We start from the raw sequence: 17,235 nt of genomic DNA, 5'->3' as shown, positions 1-17,235 counted from the left end.
GGGTCCGTCCGCCGCCGAACGCCGGCAGGTCCGCCGCGCGCCGGTCACTCGCGCGCGTCCGGTCACTTTCGCGCGCCGGTCACTTCGACGCGCCGGTCACTTCGACGCGCCGGTCACTTTCGCGCGCCGGTCACTTTCGCGCGCCGGTCACCTGGATCTCGCGGAGGCGCGCCCGCGTCGCCGCGTAGTACGGCTCGATCTCCTTCGCCGCCGGCGTCCCCCAGAGGTTCTTCCGCTCCTCGGGGTCGCTCGCGAGGTCGTACAGCTCGAACCGGGCGCCGCCCGAGATCGTCAGCTTCATGTCGCCGCGGAGCAGCGACCGCCGCGCGTCGTTGTAGGGCCCGGCCGGCATGTCGATCAGCACGTCGCGCGCCGGGGCCTGCTCGCCGGGGGTGAGGAACACGTCGGGCAGGAGCGACGTGCCGGACAGGAAGTCGGTCGCGGGCGCGCCCTCGGCCGGGCCCGGGACCCGCATGAGGTCGAGGAGCGTCGGCGCGAGGTCGATCAGGCTGCGCCGCGCCTGGACCCGCGACCGCGCCGCGCCGGGCACGTGGACGAGCAGCGGCACGCGCACGAGCTCCTCCCACAGCTCGAAGCCGTGGCGGAACATCTTGTGCTCGCCGAACGCCTCGCCGTGATCGCTCGTCACCACGATCGCCGTGCGCCCGGCGAAGGGCGCCGCCGCGACCGCGTCGAGCAGCCGGCCGATGTGCCGGTCGGTGAACGCCACCTCGCCGTCGTAGAGGTCCCGCTGCGTTGACGCGCCGAAGCCCGGCACGTCGTCGTGCCGGAGGTAGTCGGCGTGCGGGTCGAGGTAGTGGACCCACAGGAAGAAGCGCCCGCCCGTGTTCTCGGGCGACCCGAGCAGCCGCAGCGCGGCGTCGGTCAGCGCCGGGCTCGTCGCCTTGTTGTCGATGTCCCACGGCGCGCCCTCGGGCGGCGCCGCGGACATGTCCACCACGTCGAAGCCGCGATCGAGCCCGCCGAAGCTGCCGAAGTAGCGGTGCCCGTGCACGCTCATCGTCCGCACCCCCGCGCCCTTCAGCCGCTCTGCGACGAACGTGTCCTCCTCGCCGAACTTGTTGAAATGACCCCAGTTTCTGTGGGTCTCGCTCCCGTACTTGCCGATGAGCATCGGGCCGATGCTCTTGCCCGTGTACGACGCGAGCGAGTACGCGCGCTCGAACACCGTCGAGCGCGCCGCGAGCGCGTCGAGGTTCGGCGACACGGGCCGCGGGTTGCCCGCGTAGCCGAGGTCCCAGCGGAGCGTGTCGATCGTGACGAGCACGACGTTCAGGTCCGCCGGCACGCGCGCCTCGGACGACGCGCGGGCATCGGCGCGCGCCGCTGTGGGGGCGGGGGCGAGCTGGGCGAGCGCCGCGGCGGTCAGGTCGCCGCCGGTGCAGTCGTCGTCGACGCCGTTGTCGAGGATCTCCTCGGCCAGCGGGTGGACGCGCGGGTCGCGGTCGTCGCAGTCGCCGCCGCCGAAGAGCGCGGCCGCGCGGTCGCCGTCGCGATCGGCGGCGCGGCGCAGGATCGCGAGGCTCTTGCCGCCGACGGGCGCGTCGCGCTCGAGCGCCTGGGCCACCGCGGGCTCGGCGTTGAGCGACGAGGCGGCGCGCGCGGTGAGCGCGAGCGGCGCGAGCGCGAGGACGAGCGCGAGCGGGCCGCGCAGCGTCCGGACGGCGGCCGGCGCGAGGAAGGCGGCGAGCGCGACGACGAGCAGGAGCGCCGGCGCGCGCAGGTCGAGCTCGGGGCGCTTGAAGACGCCGTAGATGCCGAGGAAGCCCCCCTCGCCGGAGACGCCGCCCGTGGCGACGCCGAGGGCGAACAGGGTCGCGGCGAGCCCGAGCGCGACGCCGCCGGTGACCGCCGGGTCGACGCAGGCCGGGCGCCCGTCGCTCGCGTTGGCGAGCGTGCGCCGGAGCGGCGGCGTCAAGGCGAGCACGGCGAGGCCCGCGATGAGGCCGAGGCCGAGCGCGCCCGCGGCGATCGCCGTGCCGACCAGGAGGGGGGCGGCCTCGAGCCCGAGCAGCGCGCGGGCGAGGTGCGCGCACAGGGTCATCCAGAGGAAGGCCGCGAGCACCGCGAGCGGCACGAACGCCGCGATGTCGGCGGGCCGGCCGATCGCGCGCACCCGCAGCGAGGCGACGAGCGTGGCCGGCGACGGCGGGCGCGACGGGTCGACCACGATCGCGGAGAGGCCGCCGAGCAGGCCGACGGCGAGCGCGACCGGGGCGAACACCCCGATGTCGGCGAGGTAGGTAGCGCGCTGGAACGCGGCGTCGTCGATGGCGCCCGCCGTGGCCCAGCCGGCGTCGAGCGACGCGGCGAGGGCGCCGAAGACGCTGGCCCCGAGCGCGCTCCTGGCGAGCCGCCCCGCCCACGCGCGGGCCAGCGTGGGGACGGCGTTCCCCGGCGAGCTCGGGGTGCGCTTCACGATGGGCTCCGCTTCCGCGCCATCGGGTGAGCGGCGTCGTAGACCTTGAGCAGGTGGTCGATCGAGACGTGCGTGTACCGCTGCGTGGTGGCGAGCGAGGCGTGCCCGAGCACCTTCTGGATGGCCCGGAGGTCGGCGCCGCCGTCGAGCAGGTGGGTCGCGCAGGTGTGCCGGAGCGCGTGCGGGTGCAGGTCGGCCCGGCCGGCGCCGAGCGCGCCGTAGCGCTGGACGAGCGCCTGGACGCGGCGCACCCCGATGCGCGCGCCGCGGCGGGACAGGAACAGCGCGCGGGGGTCGCGGGCGCCGGTCGTCGGGTCCGCGAGCTCGTCGCGCCGCTCGAGGTAGCGCTCGATGGCGGCGACGGCGTGGGAGCCCAGCGGGACGATGCGCTCCTTGTCGCCCTTGCCGACGACGCGCACGGAGGCCTTGTCGCGCTGCCGGTCGACGTGGGCGAGGTCGACCCCGCAGAGCTCGGAGACGCGCAGGCCCGCGCCGTAGAGGGTCTCGAGGATGGCGCGGTCGCGGAGCCCCTCGGCGGTGTCGGTGCCGGGGATCTCCATGACCTCGGCGGCGGCGTCGACGTCGAGGAAGGTCGGCAGCGGGCGCCGGACCTTGGGCAGGGCGAGCTGGGCGGCCGCGTTCTTGTCGACCTCGCCGCGCCGCTCGAGGAACCGGAGCAGGGCGCGGGCGGCGCCCACCTTGCGCGCGATGGAGGCGGGCGCGTGGGTGCGCGCGAGCGAGCCCAGCCACCCGCGCAGGAGGAGCACGTCGACGCCGTCGAGGGCCGTGGCGTCGCCTGCGGCCGCGGCGTCGCCTGCGGTCGTGGCGTCGGCTGCGGCCTCGCCGGCAGCCTGGGCATCTCTGGCGGCCGGTCCCTTGCCGGCGGTCGGGCCCTCGCCGGCGGCCGGGCCCTCGCCGGCGGCCGGGGCCTTGCCGGCAGCCTGGCCCTTGCCGGCAGCCTGGGCCTTGCCGGCAGCCTGGGCGTCGCCCGCGGCCGGGGTCTTCCCTGCGGCCTTCGCCTTGCTCCGCGCCGGCGTTGGGCGGCCTTCGGCGTTCGCGGCTGCCTTCTCGCGGGCGAAGCGCGCGAGCTGCTCGAGGTCGCGCCGGTAGGCGTCCACGGTGTGGCGCGAGGCCCGGCGCTCGGCCGTGAGGTAGGTGAGGAAGCGCGCGATCGCCTGCTCCAGCGTGGTCCCGCCGGATCGATCACCGCTCCGCCGCGCGTGCATCACGGGGTTTGCCCTACCACCAGGACGCGGCGGCAGGCAAAGACTCGCCGGCGGTCGAGCGGAGGTGCCGCCCAGGGGGACAGCTGACCTGGAGGCCGGCCACCGTACGGCGCGGGGGTGGACCGCCCGGGGCATGCGGTTCGTCATGCGCCGCGCGCGGTCCGCCATCGGGAGCGCGCGGTTCGCCATCGGGAGCGCGCGGTTCGCCATCGGCCGCGCGCGGTCCGCCGTCCGCTGCGCGCGGTCCGCCGTCCGCTGCGCGCGGTCCGCCATGGGCTGCGCGGTGTGATACGACGGCCCGTCCCGGGGGCGCTGTCGCGCGAGGAGCATGAAATGACGAACGCAGTCGTGAGCGAGCCATCCAACGCGGCTCCGCCGAAGCTCTCCTTTGCTCAGACCATCAAGAGCCTGCCGCGCTCCTTCTGGATGGGCTGCACCATGGAGATGTGGGAACGGCTGGCCTACTACGGCGTGCGCGTCGTGATGCCCATCTACATCGCCCAGGCCGACGAGCCTGGAGGGCTCCACTTCAGCCAGCAGGACAAGGGCACCATTTACATGGTCTGGGCCCTCATCCAGTCGCTGCTGCCGATGATCACCGGCGGTTACGCCGACCGGTACGGCTACAAGCGCACGATCTTCATCACGGTCTGGCTGAAGATCATCGGTTATCTGCTGATGGCCACCCAGCGGAGCTTCACCGGCTTCCTGCTCGGCGTGGTCGTCCTCGCGACGGGCACGGCCCTCTTCAAGCCTGGCATCCAGGGCACCCTGGCCCAGTCGATGGACAAGTCGAACTCGTCGGTCGGCTGGGGCCTCTTCTACTGGCTCGTGAACGTGGGTGGGGCGATCGGCCCGCCGCTCGCCGGCTACCTTCACGGCAAGGGCTGGCCCTGGGTGTTCTATGGCTGCGCCTGCATCATCTCCCTGAACTTCCTGATGCTGTTCACCTACAAGGAGGTCGACTCCGGCGCCGACAAGACCTCCGACGCGTGGAGGGTCTTCAAGGACACGATCAAGAACATCTGGGACGCGCGGCTCATCACCGTGATCCTGCTGCTCTCGGGGTTCTGGCTGATGATGTACCAGCTCTGGGACCTGATGCCGAACTTCTACACGGACTGGATCAGCAGCACCTCGTTCGTGCAGAACAACCCCTGGATCCCGTCCTCCTGGCTCGACATCAAGGATCCGCGGGGGGTGCAGCTCAAGCAGGAGAACGTCATCAACGTGAACGCGGTGTGCATCGTCCTCTTGCTCGTGCCCTTCTCGTACCTCGTGGCGAGGATGAAGGTGCTCTCGGCGATGACGCTGGGCATCCTGGTCGCCATCGGCGGTATCCTCGTCTCCGGGACCACGACCTCGCTCTACGTCCTCTTCCTGGGCATCCTGCTCTTCTCCATCGGAGAGATGCTGACCGGCCCGAAGAAGAGCGAGTATTTCGCGCTCATCGCGCCGAAGGGAAAGAAGGCGCTCTACCTCGGTTACGTCAACATCCCGGCGGCGATCGGCCCGGCGATCGGCGCGCAGATGGCGGGGGTCCTGTACGGCACGCGCGGCGAGAAGGCCACGCTGGCCCTGCGCTACCTCGCCGAGAAGACCGATTACGCGCAAGGGAAGGCCTGGGACGGCGACGTGTCGTCGCTCTCGGGGCTCCTCGGGGTGTCGCGCCAGGACGCCTTCAGGAAGCTCCAGGAGGTGCTGCACCTCGACGCCGTCGAGGCCACGCGCCTGCTCTGGGACACCTACCAGCCCTACGAGATCTGGTACTCGTTCGCGGCGGTCGGGGTCGCCTCGCTCATCGGCATGCTGATCTTCACCCGCCGCTCGAGGCGGTGGAAGGACCTCGACGTGTAGAGCGCGGGGGCGGCGTCGCGGACGCGCCGGCCGCGTGGACCTTTACGCGCTGACAGGCACGCGCGTCTGGGAATCGGTGGGATTGGTCCGCTTTGGCTCTTACGTGCTAACAGGCCCGTGCGTTGAGAATCGCACCATCCGCGATGCGGTTCTCAACGCAGCCCGCCACTGCGGGGTCGCAGCGACATGACCTACTCGCACGCCTCGCCGAGGATGTACCCGTGCTTGCAGATGCAGCGGCACTCGACCTCGAACTCGGGCTCGTTGCACGCCGGCCGGACCTGCCTGACCTCTTTCGCCATCCGGCCCTCCCTGTCCTTCACCTGCACCACGACCTCGTAGTCCTCGTCGAAGATGTTCCGGCCGGACCAGTTGTTCGGACAGACTCCCACGTTCGCGAACGTCGAGATGTCGGCGTCGACGCTCGCGCCCCAGCCGTCGCCAGTCGGCTTCAGGTTGACCGTCCTCGACTCGGACATCACCCGACCGGACTCGGGGTCGCGCAGCGAGCCGGAGAGCTGGACCCCACAGGCGCCGAGGTTCGTCGCGCGGACGCCCAGGAAGAGCACCCGCCCGCCCTGCGGCGGCATGATGATGTCCAGCCCGTCGCCGTCGCTCACCGGGCGCGCCGCGTCGCTCGAGCCGAGCGCGATGACCTCCATCCGGATGTCCGCGCCCTCCTCGCCCAGATACCCGAGCTTGCACCCCCCCTCGACCGGCGGAGGCTCCTCTTCCTCGGGCGGAGGAGGCTGCTCATCGTCGCCGCACGCCGGCGCGGCGAGCAGCAGCGCGACGAGCGCAGCCCCGGCCCGGCGCGACGGGCCCCGCGCGCGCCCCATCCCCGGTCGCCGCGGGAGCGCGGCGGACCGGGCCATCAGCGGTCCCGCCTCTCGGGCGCCGTCGGGTGGCTCGGCTCGTCGTCCGGCTCCTCCCGCGGGATGGGCGCGCGCGGCGGGCGCCGCGAGGCGCCGAACGGGCTCGAGCTGATCGGCGGCGTCGCGCGCGAGTCGGGCGCCGCGTGCTGGGACGGCGAGCCGCCGCGCCACCTGCCGTCCGCCTCGGCCGAGCCGGGCGGCTCGCCGGACGACGCGCTCCACTCGTGCAGATCGGCCTGCGGGAACGGCGTGCGCTCGGCCAGGTAGGCCGCGAGCAAGCGGTCGCGCTCCAGCTCCTCCGTGCTCGGCGGCGGCGGCGGATCGAGCGTCGGCAGGTCGTCGGTCCAGGTCAGGTCCGCGTCCTCCAGGCTCAAGCCGGTCCCGCCCCCGGAGAGCCCCCGCGACGCGTTCCGCTCGGTGGGCACAGGGTCCGGCGCGTAGCTGAGGCCACGGTCCGACGCCTGGCTGGAGCCACGGTCCGGCGGATACCCGGGAGCGCGCCCGGACACGACGCCGGAGCTGGAGCCGCGGTCCGGCGGATACCCGGGAGCACGCCCGGATGCGACGCCGGGGCTGGAGGCGAGGTCCGCCGGATACGCGGGAGCACGGGTGGGCGCGAAGCCGGCGCCGGGCGTGCGGTCCTGCGCAGCCCCCGGAGCACGCGCGGGCGCGAAGCCGGCGCCGGGCGTGCGGTCCTGCGCAGCCCCCGGAGCACGCGTGGGCGCGAAGCCGGCGCCGGCGCCCCGGTCCGGGGCCTGGCTGGGCGACCGGACCGGCGGCAGGCTGGAGACGCGGCCCGGGGCCTGGCTGGGCGCCCGGACCGGCGGCAGGCTGGAGACGCGGCCCGGGGCCTGGCTGGGCGCCCGGTCCGGCGGGCGGCTCGGGAAGTGCTCGGGCGGGAACGAGGGGCTCCGCGACGTCGGCGGGGGCGGCGGCGGCGGCGGATCGATGGTCGGCAGCTCGTCGTCCCAGTCCCAGCTCTCCGGATCTGCTCGGGAATCCGACCGGCGCGACGGCGGGCCGAGCGGGGCGTCCCCCGGCCTCCGCGACACAGGGAACGCCGCCGCTGGCGGCCCGATCGTCGGCAGCTGGCCCACGCCCTGGTCCCGCGAGGGCGGGTCGTCCCGGCGCTCCATCCGCCGCGACGGGCGCGTCGGCTCGGGCGCGGGCACCGCGTACCTCGTCGACGCGACCTGCCCGAACGGCCGCGAGTCCCGCGGCAGCCGCGGCGGGGGAGGGACCGCCATCGCCGCGCGCGCCGCCGCCGTCGAGGGAGGCGGCTGCGTCGAGATCAGGTTCTCGTTGCGCGACCGCTCGGCCTGCGCCGGGCGCTCCGCCGGCGCCGGCTGCCTCGGCTGCACGCTGACAGGGGACGGCGTGGCGTGCGCGGAGCCCGCCAGCGGCCTGCCCAGCCACGCGGCCTCCTTGCGCGACGGGGCAGCGCGCCCGCCCTCGTCGGCAGGGCGGATCGCGCGCGGCGCGAGCGTGTCGCCCGGCTCGGTCGGGGGGACCTCGTCGCCGGAGAAGGCCGGCGCGGCGGCGGCGGTCACGCGCGACTCGACGCCCGCGGCGCCCCTGCCGGCGCGGAAGCCGAACGCGGCGCGGATCGCGCGCTCGTGGTGCGGCTCCACCTCGACGGGACGGACGATGAAGCACGGCTCCGCGCCCGGCGCCCGCTGCGCGAGATCGACGTCGAACGGCGCGCCGAGCAGGTGCCCCCGCTCGTCGAAGAGGATGCGCACCGGGGGCTGCGCGAAGTGCGCGGGCGACGGCGGCGTCGAGAGCACGACGCCGAGCTCGCCGGTGCTCAGCTGGACGAACGTCCCCGTCGGGATGATGCCGAGCGCGCCGATGAGCAGCTTGCCGATCGCCCTGTCGGTCGCGCTCTCGGCGCCCGCCACCATCCGCTGGAGCACGGCGTCGAGCGACGAGGCGCCGCCCGGCCCGCCGTCGAGCGCCGGGAACGGCGACGCCCGGAGCTCCGTGAACTGGCGCGCCGCCGCGAGGATCCGCGCGAGCACCGTGGGGCTGCGCCGGCCGCCGTAGAGCGGGCCCTGCCGGCCGCCCGGCCGCAGCCCGAGCGCCTCGTAGGCGATCACCGTGCGCGTGATCGACGGCGCGTGCAGCTTGCCGAGCGCCGTCAGCATGACCGCGGCGCTCGCCGGCAGCCGCTCCTTCTCGTCGTCGCTCAGGCTGCGCTCGAGGAGCGAGCGCCCGGCGGGCTCCTCGCCCTCGTCCGAGCCCGCGAGCGCCCCCGTGAGCCGCAGCCGGCTCACGTCGTAGAGCAGCGCCGCGGTGACGAGGCTCCCGAGCATCCGCCTGTCGGTCGTGAGCTGGCGAGCGATGCCGAGCGCGATGATCGCGGTCGACACGCTGAGCCCCGCCTCGTCGGGGTCGGCGACCTTGCCCGCGGCGACCGAGAGCAGGAGCCGCGCGTCCTCCTCGGCCGCGGCGACGAGCTTCTGCGCGACGCGCTTCACCCGCTGCGGCAGCGCCGCCTCGGAGGAGCGCAGGGCCGCGTAGAACGAGCGCATCACCAGGATCGCCGCCGCGTAGGTGCGGCTGATCCGGCCGATGCGGGTGCCGTCGCCCTCGATCGAGCCGCCGGGGAACGGGTTCGTGAGCTTGCGGACGCGGACGCCGCGCAGGTTCGACTGGAGCAGCCGCGCGGCGATGCTGCGATCGCGCTGCGCGTCGGCGAGGAGCCGGGCGAAGGCGGCGAGCTCGGCGCGGCGCACCGTCTTGTCGAGCACGAGCTCGGAGACGTCGCACGCCTCGAAGAAGCTGCCGAGCTCCAGGGCGACCTCGTACGTCTCGCGCGAGGCGCGGAGCATCTGGCCGTTGAGGAACAGGGTGTTGCCCGCGAACACGAGCGTCGCGGCCTCGCTCCCCGAGAGCTCGCAGAACTGGACGACGCTCTCGATCGCCGACGGCACGAGCGACAGCACCGCCTGGTTCGAGTCGCTGTGCAGGAGGCACGCCTTCGCGAGCCGGTAGATCATCTGCACGAGCCCGAGCGCCGCGCGCCGCCGCCCGTCGGCCTTCACGCCCGAGATCGCCGTCTCGCCGGTGATCTCGTGGAGGTTGGCCTTCTCCTCGCTCACGGCTTCCTCCCGCGCGGAGACGGGGAGGGCGCCGGCCTCGTCGACGGGACGGCGCTGCTGGGCGCCGGCTCGATGGCCGGGCGGGCCGACGGGCTGAGCGGGATCGACACGGGGCCCTGCCGTACGCTGTACGGCGAAGCGGCGGCGCTGGAGGGCGGGGCAGGGGACCGCGGCGCCGAGACGGGCCGCGGCATCGACGGCGGCGCGGCGGTCGGGGTGGACGCGGCGGCCGCGGAGTGCGGCGCGCGCCGGCTGAACGGCACGGAGTTGGGCGGCGCCGAGGCGGCGCTGGAGGAGCCGGGGACGGGCGAGACCATGGGCGGCCGGTAGGCGGGCCGCCCGTCGGCGCCGTGGGGGCCGACGGAGCTCGGGCGCGGGGTGCTCCACGGCTCGAGCTGGTCCGGCAGGCTGAGCGGCGCGGCCGGGCTCGCGCGCCGGACCGCGACCGGCGAGTACGACCGCGCGGCGCGGGAGGGGGGCGCGCTCGCGTCGGCGAGCGACGGCGACGGCAGCGACGCGGCAAACGGCGGGCGATCGCTCGGGCGGGTCGGCGCGACGAGGCGCGCGGCGATCGCGACCGCGGCGCGGGCGGCCGCGTCGCGCACCGGCGGGGTGTTCCACCAGCGCGGCTTCGTCGCCTCCTTCACGGCGCGGAGCGCCTCGTAGCTCCGCGCCTGGCAGAGGAAGTGCGCGGCCAGCTCGCGGGTCTGCTCGATCGCCTCGGAGGGGATGAGCTGGCGCTTCTCGAGCAGCTCGATCGCGAGCTTCTCGGCGCGCGCGGGGTTCAGCTGCGCGACGGTCTCGATCCACTGCCGCCGCTCCGTCGCCGGCAGGTCGTGGAACGACGGCGCGACGATGCGCCGCACGAGCGTCGGGCCCGCGGCGAGGACGCCGAGCTTGCCGATGAGGCGCAGGGCCTCGCGGCGCACCGGCGGCGCGGGGTCGTCGAGCAGCTTCTGGAGCTCCTCCCGGACGCGCTCGGCGGCGGCGCCCGCGCCGGAGGCGCCCTCGCTCCCCGCCGCGTCCGGGAGCTCGGCGAGCGCGCTGATGCGCACCTCGACGTGCGGGCTCGCGAAGCCGGCCTCCAGCGCGGCGAGCGCCTCGGGCGTCTTGAGCTGCGAGAGCAGCTGGATGAGCGTGAGGGCGAGGGGGGCCGGGGCGCGCGAGAGCAGGTCGCCGAGCTCCGCCTCGCGGCCGGGCGCCCACCGCCGCAGGTACGCGAAGAGGATCTCGCGCAGGCGCTCGGACTGCACCGCGCTGTAGCACTGGCAGGCAGCGCCGAAGAGCGAGCCGTCCTCGAGCGCGTCGAGCGCGCGCGCCAGGCCCTCGACGATCGCCGGGTCGAGCGGCGCCAGGCTCCGCCCCGCGGCGGCCTGGGGCGCGCCGCGGCCCGCGCCGGCCGGCGCCGCGGCGCCCTGGGACGCGCCGCGGGCCGCGGCAGCCTGCGCCGCGGCGGCCTGGGGCGCGCTGCGGCCGGCGAGCGCCCCGGCGCCCGCGCCGGCGAACGCGGCGCTGACGGCCGTGGCCCCGTGGCCCGCGGCGCCATGATGGGCCGCGGCGCCGTGGCCCGCGGCGCCAGCCGGCGCCGCGGCGCCCGCCGGCTCTTCCGGGTGGGCCGTCGCGAGGTCGTCGAGGATCGCCCGCAGCGCCTCGACAGGGAACATCGCGTGCGCGAGCGTCCGGTCGACCGAGCGCAGCGAGATCTGCGGCAGCGCGGCGCCGTGCCGGTGCTGCGCCCCCGGCGCGCCCCGCTGGACGCTGTCGAGCCGCCCGGCGAACGCGCGCCGGAGCATCGCCTGCACCTCGAAAGCGAGCTCGTAGCTGTGCAGGACGATCTGGTCGGCGGTCCACGCGGTGAGCGCCGTGGTCAGGCGGTCGACGTCGCCGTGCCGGACGGCGTCGACGTACCCGTCGACGAACGCTTCCATGTACCGCTCGCTCCACTGCTCCGAGGGCAGCGCGATCTGGGCGCCGAGGGTGCTCCGGGTCAGCGGGTCGATGGCGAGCGCCGAGGCCGCCGCGCCCGTCTCCGTGAGCGCGGCCTCGACGTTCCGCTGGAGGGCCCTGCCCGCGAGCGAGCTCTCGTCCCAGAGGCTCTCGATCTGCGCGAGGGCGCGCGCCCCTGTCGCGATCTCGCGGCACTGCTCCTCGAACTCTTCTGGATCGACGTCGCCCTCGGCGAACTGGTCGATCGCCATGTAGGCGATGTGCTCGAACCGGCGGTCCCAGAGCGCCGTCACCGCGTCGTCGTCCTCGCCGATGCCGAAGCTCTGGTCGCGGAGCAGGATGGCGGCGAAGTCGCGGAGCTCGGCCTCGGTGACGCCCGCCTTGATCTGGATCTTTCGGACCCCGTCGGCGAAGAGCTGGTAGGGGATGCGATCGAACGGCGGCCGGTCGGGCTGCCAGATCGGCTGGCCGCCGGAGGTGAACGCGCTCGGCGTGACCTCCCAGCGGACGCCGAGCGGGTTCTGCGACAGCGTGCGCGTGATCTCGTCGAAGGCGAAGTGGATGCCCTTGTTCACGTGCGGGTGGTTCCACCCGTACTGGCGGATGTTGCTGAGCACGAGGGCGAGCTGCTTCCAGACGCCGACCAGCCGCTGGCACGTCTGCTCGACGACGGCGAGCGAGGGCGGCTCATGGTCCTCGTCGATCGCGTCGTTGCCGCGGACGAGCACGCGCGGCGCCTTCTTCTCGCGCGAGGGCGTGAGCTGGCCGGCGGCGTGCGCGGCGGTCAGCCGGCGGAGCTCGGCGCGCATCGCGGCGGCGCTCTGGAAGCGGCCCCCGCGCTCGAAGGCGAGCGCCTTGTCGACGAACGCCACGATCTCGACCGGCAGGTCGGGCACCTCGGTCGCGATCGACGGCGCGGTCTGCGTGGCCGCGAGGAAATACGACTCGGACTCGCTCCGGCCGCGGTTCAGCCGCTTGCCGGACAGCAGGGTGAAGAGGCTCGCGCCGACCGACCAGAGATCCGAGCGGCCATCGATGCCCGAGACGCCCATGGCCTGCTCGGGCGACATGAAGGCCGGGGTGCCGAACGTGAGCCCCGCGCGCGTCGCCTGCCGCTCGGGGTCGCGCATCCGGGCGATGCCGAAATCGAGGACCTTCACGTGGCCGGCGCTCGTGACGAAGATGTTGGCCGGCTTGATGTCGCGGTGGACGATGCCGATCGAGTGGCACTTCTCGAGCAGGTCGAGCACGACGTCGAAGACGGGCAGCACCTGCGCGACGGGGAGGGTGCCGCCGGCGCTGCTCGCGAGCCGCTGGAGCGTCGTGCCGGCGAGCAGATCCATGACGAGGAACGGCTCCCCCCGGTCGCTGAGGTCGTCCTCGATCACGGCGACGCGCGCGGGGTGATCGACCCGGTTCGCGATCTTGCCCTCGCGCAGGAAGCGGTCGCGCAGCTCGGCGTTGCGGGCGAACTCGATGTGGAGGACCTTCACCGCGGCGCGCGAGCCCCGGCGGTGCGTCGCCGCGAACACGGCGCCCATGCCGCCGACCCCGAGCAGGTCATCGAGCCGCCACTTGGCGTTCAGGGCTGTCCCGATCCGCGCAGCGGCTGTGTCTACGAGGTTCGGCTCCTCGGCATGCGGGTCGAGCGGGGCCATATACCGGGCGGCGAATAGAGACCGCGCCGTGCGCGGCAGAGGGCGAGTAAGCCAGGGCGAGCATACATGGTTCCCGGTGAAGCGCGAACCATGACCATGTCGTCCACCCTCACGAGAGAAAGGTAGGAGAAGCGCTCCGAGGCGTGACGGTGACACGCCTGCGACTCACGCGCGCAGCCGATGACAAGGATCACGGCCAACGCGCCCAGCGACGGACTGCCCGGCCGTGGCCGCGTCGGCCCGGAAGGAGCTCGCATGAGGGCGGGAACGTGGAGAGATCGTTGAGCATTTCTCCCCACCTCGCCGGCCCCTCGCCCGCCTCCCGCTCTGATTCCGACAACCACCGACAGCCACCGACGCGCCGCCGCGGCGCTCAGCGCACGGGCGGGTGCGGCGCGGCGCCGGCGTCCTGCTCGGGGGCGCCAGGCCACTCGTTGCAGGTGGCGTGGTACGTGATGTCGGGCATGAGCTGCGCCCACTCCTCGCGCGTGAAGTTGCGCCCGGCGTAGGCGCAGGCCCGCGCGATCAGCGGCTCGGCCGCGACAGAGAAGACTCGCGCCGCGCCGTCGTTCGCGGCGGCCACGACGCGGGTGGCGTCGGGGCTGAACACGGCGTCCGTCAGCGTGACGCCCTCGGCGCGGAGGGTGATCGCCTCGCCCTGCCCATCGACGGGGAGCACCCGCGCGATGCCGTCGCTCGACACGGCCACGATGCGGGCGCTGTCGCTGCTGAACGCCACCGCCCGCACCGTCGTGCCGAGGCCGTTCAGGACGAAAGGCTGGCCCTGGCCGTCGGCGCGCAACAGCCGCACGCCGTCGTCGAGCGCGGCGATCGCGATGTGGTTGCCGTCCGGGCTCACCGCCAGCGCGGTGATCGCGCGCTCCTCGTACCCCGACGAGATGACGCGAGGGACCCCGCGGCCGTCGGCGGGCCACACCTTCACGTTCGGCCCCGAGGTCGCCACGATCTGCTTGCCGTCCGGGCTGAACGCCGCCCGGATCAGCCCCGCGCGCTCGTCGCGCAGCACCACGGGCTCGCCCTGCACGCCGACCTCGAACACGCGCAGGATGCCGTTCCACGAGGTCGTGACGATCCGTGTCCCGTCCGGGCTGAAGGCGACGCCGACCACCCGGTCGTCGTGAACACCGAGCACGGTCGGCTGGCCCTTTCCGTCCGTGCGCCACACCCGCGCGGTCCTGTCGGCCGAGCCGGTGACGAGATGGCTGCCGTCCGGGCTGAAGTCGATGCTGAGCAGGTGCTCCTCGTGCCCCCGGAGCACGACGGGCTCGCCCGAGCCGTCGGCGCGAAAGACGCGCGCCGTCCGGTCGGTCCCGGCGGTGGCGATCCTGGCGCCGTCCGGGCTCACGGCGACGCCGGTCAGCGGCCCGGCGTGGCCCTGCAGGAGCAGCGGCTCGCCCGGCGCGTCGAGGCGCCAGACCCGCGCGGTCCCGTCGTCGGACGCGGTGACGACGCTCCTGCCGTCGCGGCTGAAGGCGGCGCTGTTCACGGCCGCCTCGTGCCCGTGGAGGACCGTGGGCGTGCCCTTGCCGTCGGCCCGGAAGATGTGGGCGGTCCCGTCCGCCGAGGCGGTGACGATCGCCGTGCCGTCGGCGCTGAAGGCGGCGCTGCGCACGGGGCCCGTGTGCCCGCGCAGGACGATGGGCTCGCGCTGGCGGGGGACGAGCACGCGCGCCGTCCCGTCGCCCGCCGCGAGCGCGACGCGGTCGTCGACGGGGCTGTAGTCGGCGCCCTCGACCCCCTGCCCGTGCCCGTCCAGCACCGCGGGGGCGCCCTGCCCGTCGGTGCGCACCACGTGGACCGTCCCGCTGACGGCGGTGGCGAGGATCCGGGTGCCGTCGTGGTTGAAGACAGCGCGCCGGATGAGCCGCTCGCCCAGCGTGACGACGAGCGGCGGCTCGTCCCCCATGCCGGTGCGCCACACGTAGACCGCGCCGTTCGTCGTCCCGGCGACGAGGCGGCTGCCGTCGGGGCTGAACGCCACGCTCGCCGGCGCCGCGTCCCGCGTGCTGAGCGTGCCCTCCTCGTGGCCGTCCGCGCGCCACAGGCGCACCGTGCCGTCGGTCGACGCGGTGGCCAGGCGGCTCCCGTCGCGGCTGTAGGCGACGGCGACGACCGCGAGCTTGTGGCCGCGCAGCACGGTCGGCTCCTCGCGCCCGCCGAGGCGGAAGATGCGCGCGGCCCCGTCCGCCGAGGCGGTCGCCACGGAGCGGCCGTCCGGGCTGAAGACCGCGTCGTGGACCGCGCCGCCGTGCCCGGTGAGCACCTCCTGGCCGACCGCAGGGCCCCAGACAGCGTCGCCGAGCGCCTGAACCACGGTGGGGCCCGCGGGGCGGCCGCTCGCTTGGGCGGCGAGGCCCGCCTCCACGGCGAGCAGGCGCGCGCGCTGCAGCTGGCCCTCGGCGAGCTCCTTCCCCGCCTGGGCCGCGAGACGACGGGCGTCCTTCTCGCGCGACTCCTGCTGCGCCCGGATCCGCGCCTGCTCCTCCTTCCCCATCTGCCAGAGGAGCACGAGGATCAGGCTGCCGAGCAGCGTGACCGCGACGGCGAGCACGGTGAGCAGCCGCCGCATCGACCGCTTCTGGACCTCCGCCCGCGCGCAGGCGGCGAGGAACGCCCGCTCCTCCGCCGAGATGTCGCTCCGGCCGTCGCACCACGACGTGAGCTCGGCGAGGGCCGCGCCGCCCACGAGGAAGTCGTCCTTCCGCCCGTTCGTGAGCCAGCGCGCGAGCGGCTCGGTGATCGCCCGCTCGGCCTCGCGCGACAGGACCCACGCCCGGTCGAAGACAGCGCTGAAGATGCGGTTGCGCACGTCGAGGCACGGCCCGCCCGCGGGCCTCGTCCGCTCCGCGGAGAGGCCCGCGAGCCGCAGCGCGAGCTGGACCGGATCCCCGCTGTCGACCGGGACCCGGTGGCCGTCGAGCAGCTGCTTGTACAGCCTGAGGAGCTTCGGCGCGTGCGCGTGGTGGTGGGTCCCCGGCGCCTCCAGGCACCGCGCCGCGTAGCGCAGGTTCGGGTCCTCGGTCCGGCCGTGGCGGAGGAACCGCCGCTGCACGGCCTCCTCGACGCCGAGGCCGCGCGGCTCGCCGACGAGATCCGCGCAGAGCCGCTGGGTCATGTAGGGGTGGCCCGCGGTCCACGTGTAGACCGCGTCGAGCAGCGCGTCGGGATCGGCCACGAGCCCCTCGAGGCCGGCGCGGAACCCCCGCGCCTCGGCGCGGGTGAAATCGTCGAGCCGGATCGACCGTCCGATGTTGAACGGCGTCCGGGTGGGATCGGCGACGAGCTCCCACGGCGCCGCCACCCCGAGCAGGCAGAAGGTCAGCCGGGCGTTGGCCGGGCGCTCCGCCCGCCGGTTCACGAACGAGCGGATCACCGCGAAGAAGTCGTCTCGCGAGAAAGGCAGAGACAGCGTGGCGTCGATCTCGTCGATGAACAGGACGATCGCGGAGGAGATGTCCACGAGCACGACGTCCTCGAGCCAGCGTAACCAGCAGTGCACCGGCCCGAGGTGCCAGTGCGCGTCCCAGAACTCGTCCGGCGGCTCCAGCCCGAGCTGCTCGGCGATCTCCGACGCGATCCCGAGGTACCAGCCCGCCGGCGTGGCGGACTCGGGGCCGAGCGCCTCGAGGTCGACGCTCGCGCACTCGACCTGCTCGGCGCGGAGCCGCCTCGAGACCCGTAATCGCAGGCTGGATTTCCCGATCTGCCGGGTGGACAGCACATAGCAGAGCTCCCCGCCCCGCAGCGCGTCGAAGAGCTCCCTGTCCGCGGAGCGCTCGATATAGATCGCGCCGTCTCCCACGGCCCCGCCCGCCTCGAACCGGCGCCTTTGATCTCCGGGGCTGGCCGTCGCCAGATCGAGATCGGGAGGCGCCGGGAAAGTCACGAATCTGACGGTGCCATGCCACGCCGGTACCGTCAACGGAACGACATCCCGCGCCCGAAGCGTCCGTGGTGAAGCGTCCGTGGTGAAACAACAGGGCTCGTGACGGCGCGATGGACTTCGCGATCATGTCGAACGTCGACAGGATGGGCCACGGCTCACGCGATTTCGGCGGCGGCGTCGCCCTCAGGCCACCGGCGAGGCGCGACTCGGCCGCCGAGAGC

Annotated in this window: 7 protein-coding genes; 1 reads left to right on the top strand and 6 read right to left on the bottom strand. The window is 74.6% G+C overall.

Features of this window, described 5'->3' with window-relative positions; all coding sequences use genetic code 11:
• Positions 1-130: 130 nt before the first annotated feature.
• Together WME89_RS46390 and WME89_RS46385 are read right to left on the bottom strand one after the other, a co-directional pair.
• Positions 131-2,440: a sulfatase-like hydrolase/transferase gene (locus WME89_RS46390; RefSeq protein WP_438005959.1), complete on the bottom strand. Its 2,310-nt coding sequence runs from the start codon at positions 2,438-2,440 to the stop codon at positions 131-133.
• Positions 2,437-3,666, bottom strand: coding sequence for a tyrosine recombinase XerC (locus WME89_RS46385; RefSeq protein ID WP_438012056.1), 1,230 nt, complete (start codon positions 3,664-3,666; stop codon positions 2,437-2,439). The genes WME89_RS46390 and WME89_RS46385 overlap by 4 nt, the downstream gene beginning before the upstream one ends.
• Before the next feature lie 333 nt (positions 3,667-3,999).
• Here WME89_RS46385 and WME89_RS46380 point away from each other — a divergent pair, with 333 nt between their 5' ends.
• Positions 4,000-5,523: an MFS transporter gene (locus WME89_RS46380; RefSeq protein ID WP_438005958.1), complete on the top strand. Its 1,524-nt coding sequence runs from the start codon at positions 4,000-4,002 to the stop codon at positions 5,521-5,523.
• 191 nt (positions 5,524-5,714) lie between these two features.
• On the opposite strand, the gene WME89_RS46375 is transcribed toward WME89_RS46380, so the two are convergent.
• The 4 genes from WME89_RS46375 to WME89_RS46360 all read right to left on the bottom strand — a co-directional run bounded on the left by WME89_RS46375 (position 5,715) and on the right by WME89_RS46360 (position 17,014).
• On the bottom strand, positions 5,715-6,398 hold the full coding sequence (locus WME89_RS46375; RefSeq protein ID WP_438005957.1) for a hypothetical protein: 684 nt from the start codon (positions 6,396-6,398) through the stop codon (positions 5,715-5,717).
• A complete protein-coding gene (locus WME89_RS46370) occupies positions 6,398-9,502 on the bottom strand; it encodes a hypothetical protein (RefSeq protein WP_438005956.1) in 3,105 nt (1,034 codons plus the stop codon). The genes WME89_RS46375 and WME89_RS46370 overlap by 1 nt, the downstream gene beginning before the upstream one ends.
• The gene (locus WME89_RS46365; RefSeq protein WP_438005955.1) at positions 9,499-13,107 is read right to left on the bottom strand and encodes a protein kinase domain-containing protein; all 3,609 of its coding nucleotides are present in this window, start codon (positions 13,105-13,107) and stop codon (positions 9,499-9,501) included. Before WME89_RS46365 ends, WME89_RS46370 begins: the two co-directional genes overlap by 4 nt.
• Before the next feature lie 373 nt (positions 13,108-13,480).
• A complete protein-coding gene (locus WME89_RS46360; RefSeq protein ID WP_438005954.1) occupies positions 13,481-17,014 on the bottom strand; it encodes an AAA-like domain-containing protein in 3,534 nt (1,177 codons plus the stop codon).
• Positions 17,015-17,235: the final 221 nt, after the last annotated feature.

The sequence above is a fragment of the Sorangium sp. So ce321 genome (assembly GCF_051530195.1).
Classification (GTDB): domain Bacteria; phylum Myxococcota_A; class Polyangia; order Polyangiales; family Polyangiaceae; genus Sorangium.
Note: the sequence above shows the minus strand (reverse complement) of the source record. Positions and strands in the feature narration are given on the sequence as shown.